The sequence below is a fragment of the uncultured Gimesia sp. genome, from assembly GCF_937910335.1.
Lineage (GTDB): Bacteria > Planctomycetota > Planctomycetia > Planctomycetales > Planctomycetaceae > Gimesia.
Genome location: NZ_CALEMX010000080.1, coordinates 1 through 4,507 on the forward strand (window position 1 = coordinate 1; position 4,507 = coordinate 4,507).

The window sequence follows — 4,507 nt, forward strand, 5'->3', positions numbered from 1 at the left end:
TGAGACCGCACAGATCGCCATCATTGATATGGAAGCGCTTTCTGAATTTACACAGCCGGGCGACCGCGAGACATTAGAGGCGATTCAAAAACAAGTCACCGATATGTTACGTGAAATGGCCGACCAGCAGGGACTGGAATTTTCTAAAGGCCAGTTTCGACTCACTCCCAAAGCATATCGTCTATTCCAGAGTCACCTGCTGGAACGCATCTTCAGCGACCTGCAGGCATCGCGCACCGGACGGCATTCCGGGCCGATTATCGGCGAAGGCGCGGTCGAAATGGCCAGCACCAAACCGTATGAGTTTGGAGATTCCGTCTCGAATATGGACATCACTCAATCATTTACGAATGCCATTCTGCGCGACGGTCCAGGTTTACCGATCAGGCTCAAAAGCGATGATCTCGTTATTCATAAAACGCGGAATTCACCCAAATGCGCCACGACCGTGTTGATGGATATGAGTGGTTCCATGCGTTACGAAGGACAATATGTCAATGTCAAGCAGATGGGGCTGGCCCTGGAAGCATTAATCCACGGCGAATTTCCCGGCGATTATCTGCAATTCATCGAGATGTATACATTCGCCAAACCGCGCACTGCCAGCGAGATTGTGGAACTGATGCCTAAACCGGTCACAATTTTTGATCCCGTTGTTCGCTTAAAGGTAGACATGAGTGATGAAAATATCAGCGAGCAGGTCGTGCCACCGCACTTTACGAATATTCAGCACGCCTTACAGCTCTCGCGTCACTTTCTCGCACTGCAGGACACGCCCAATCGACAAATCATCCTGATCACCGACGGCTTACCAACAGCACACTTTGAAGACGAGATGCTGTATCTCCTCTATCCGCCCGATCCTCAAACTGAAGCCGCCACAATGCGCGAAGCGCATTTGTGCAAACGCGAAGGCATCACCATCAACATCTTCCTCATCCCCAGCTGGTCACAATCCAGCGAAGACATCCAGTTTGCCCATCGCCTGGCCGAAGCAACGCAAGGCCGCGTCTTCTTCACCGCCGGCAGCGATTTAGATCGCTACGTCGTCTGGGACTACGTCTCACACAGACGAGACATCATCGGCTAACGAAATCAAACCCGGTGAAAGTGATCACCGGGCTTGATTCTATTCATTGCAGAAACGGGTTAATGAAAAGTAGCTATTACTCCTTCTTCTTCAACTGAATCATCAGATGCAATTCATTTTGAATTGGAATTTTTATTTTAGCATCAAAGGTTAAACTTCCAACGATTTTCAAATCCATAGTAAGTCCTGATGGCACATCGCCCTTTGGATATTTTTCACCAAGATATTTCGCCACCATTTTGCTTATATTGTCGTGAAATGCAAAATAGTTTGACAGCTCAATCACAAGCGCCTTCCGTCCTGCATCGTATTTCAGTTCTTTATCTTTCAAAGGATTGGATACTCTAGTTCCACTACTTGACTCACTCAAAACCGTTGACAAACCATCTCCGGAATAGACGACACTCAGATCAATCTTTCTGCTAGCTGCTTGTGCTACCAAATGATTATCAGGAATGGAAATCGTCAGTTCATCGGGTTCACCAACCTGAATTCCAATGTTTTTAATGCTATAAGTAAAGGGACCTGTAGGTGGAGATCCAGATTGAGTTGCAGCGTATTCATACTCCAACGTTATATTCTGTTGATCCCACCCATATATTTCGCGGGATTGGTGACGATTCGGAAGTACTGGAATCGCCAGGTGCCCCGACACGCCATAGGGCGTGGCAACATGTACGTCCACATAACCATTGGGAAATTCATCCGTCTTCTGCATCGTCTGGACTCCCGCAGGAATCCGCACTTCCATCACAGAGCGGCTTAACAGCGAAAAGGCTGCATTGCGGTTGCCAGCCAGCACTTTTGTTTCGTGCACACTGAAATGATTCCCGACCAGATACAGTCTGGTTTCCTTAACAGGATCAACACCGGGTTGACCGTAAAAGTCAATCAATTCTGGAGCCAGATCAGTAATTCCAGAAGAGAACATCTCAAATCCACCCAAAGTATTTTCATTGGGAACACGGGCATGCACAGTTTGCATCGGCAGCTTACTGGCAACCTGATGCACGCGTCGCATCATGCGCTCCACTTCTCCTTCACGATAGCGGTCGGCTTCACAAACAACTTGTTCAAACGCCAGTTCCATACTGCGAATATCTTCACTCCAACGAGTGTTCTCCAGCATCGTGGAACGCGTTTTATGTCCATCCCATGGCCGACTCATTCCCGATAACTTGAAATACTGGCCATGCGAATCAAACGTCACATGTTCAATGAATGAAGGCATCAGGACGATCGCCACACACTCCCGCATCCCAGGTTCCAATTCCCATTGTTTACGAAGTTCGTCTTTAGAAGGACCGCCAATCAGCATATCTTTCACCAGCACTTTGAAATTGTTATCGATTGGCGGCGATTGCACGCGCGGATAAAACCTCCAACCAAATGTATCTGCACCATGCCCAAAGGCAACCGCAGTGGAATTGAGGGCAACCGTCTGCATATCGATCTCAATTCGCCGTACGTAACGTGTCAAGTTTTGTGCCCTAATCCGACCTGAAGAAAATGCCAGGGCCAGAGCCAATTGCATTTCACGTCGCATACTGTAAGTATCTGCAATATTTTGATCCTGTCGTTGTGGATCAAGGGCAAACACATGAATCGGCCAGCGACACTTCACATACTCAATGAATGCTTGTTCGGCGGCAGGATCAGATCGCAGTTCACTATGATCCATCCCGGGAACCAGCGATTCCGTAGTTTTAAAATCTGTTCCAAAGAAACAATGCCTGCCGGTACACATGCAGTTACAGTTAGGGTCACGGCTCACGCGTTTCATATCTTCATTTAACTGCTCATTCAACACGGCAGCCTCGACTAACACCGCCCAGGCGAGTGAACTGATGGTAGTCGGAAGATAACTTACAGTTCCGTCTTCCTTCTTGTACTTTTTTTTACCTAATTGGCCATCAAATTGCTGAGCGTCTAATAAGTCAGAGTCAGAGTTACCTTTGCGGGCAGCAACGCCCCCCTCAAGTGCCCTATGAGTTACCCATAATCTTTGCCTCAGCTTTTGCAACGTCCCATAATTTTCGGTACGTATCGCTTTATTAATTTTCTCACATAATGCCAGCCGAACAGACTGAGCTTGACTGCCATGTAGACTCGTTCCCAATTCGTCTACACCAACTAAAGTCCCTGGTTCCCAGAAATGGGGGCTTGTTTTCAGAAAATCATAGGCTGCTTCCAGTTCTTCACGTAAAAAACTACGAACATCAGAAAGATGTGTATCATGATCGACAGGTTTTCGCTGATAAAATTGATTACTGATGGCCACCAATTGTCGTTCACCAAAAACATTCACCACCTGCGTTGCAGGAATCGGATTCCTGGCACGCCGATTGCCAGGCGTTGCCAGAACCACACGACTTGGATTTACTGATTTAGTAAAAAATTTCATACCACGTTCAACAGCTACAGATGATTGCACTTTCGGAGCAAAGGCGACAATTCCCGTACTAATCGATGGTACCGCTGGTGCCACCCCTGCATTGGCATCCTCAGCAGGTGTTGCTTGCCCCATTGCTTCCTGAAGCTTCAATACTGTTAAACTCAATTCATCAACCAGATCGTTAATCACCAGTTCACGAAACACACGCGGCAGAACTTCCCCTGAAATATGTGGAGTGGCTGTTACTGTGACTTCAGCACCATGCCCTTTCCGCGTCTGATAACCTGGCAAAACAGATACAGGAATGCGAACCAGATTCATCGAGTACCCAGGTGCATCGGATGTATCGTCACCTTCATTAATACGACGAATCTCATTCAGATGATCCAGATACCGCTTCAACTGATCCAGTTCAATAGTCGGTTCGAGTCCGAGTTTCTTTTTCTCGAAATTACTACCAGCACCTGTTAAGCCGCTGTAATTATAAATACCTGCAGATCGCGAGATTGGAGCATCTGAACCCTTCGCAGCAGCAGCTTCTGCAGCTGCTGCGTCAGCTGGTGGTGCGGGGGCTGCTGTAATTGCTTCGTCTTCCATGAGGGATTGTACGATATTGATATCAGTAGCAGGCGGTATTCCTCCTGCTGTATTTGGAGATGCAGCAGCTTGGATGGCCAGAGCGTTAGCCAGATAAGCTTGATCGCTACGTTGAATGGAAGCATTCATCAAGATTTCGAATTGATCGACCTTTTGGGCCATGATGCGTTCGAATTCCTGACGATGTTTCGTGAGACGAGATTCTCCCCAGACATCAGGAACTTTTACAACAACGGTGCCATCCTTGCCGATCTTATGTTCCATGTGATCAAGCTTGATCGCCACTCGTTCCATCGACGTCTTATGCTTAGGCTTCTTCTGAAACCAGAACAGCCCGTCACCGGCCATCAAAGTGTTTAAAGCAGGGTTTCCCCCGGCAATCAATGCCACCAACAACACACGAATGAGACAATCCTTGTACTTAT

General features: G+C 47.6%; 2 pseudogenes. One reads left to right on the forward strand and one right to left on the reverse strand.

Annotated elements, in window-relative coordinates:
- Positions 1-1,090, forward strand: a pseudogene (locus tag Q0668_RS03250) (hypothetical protein); the annotation flags it as partial.
- Positions 1,091-1,166: 76 nt separating this feature from the next.
- Here Q0668_RS03250 and Q0668_RS03255 read toward each other — a convergent pair.
- Positions 1,167-4,507, reverse strand: a pseudogene (locus Q0668_RS03255) (hypothetical protein); the annotation flags it as partial.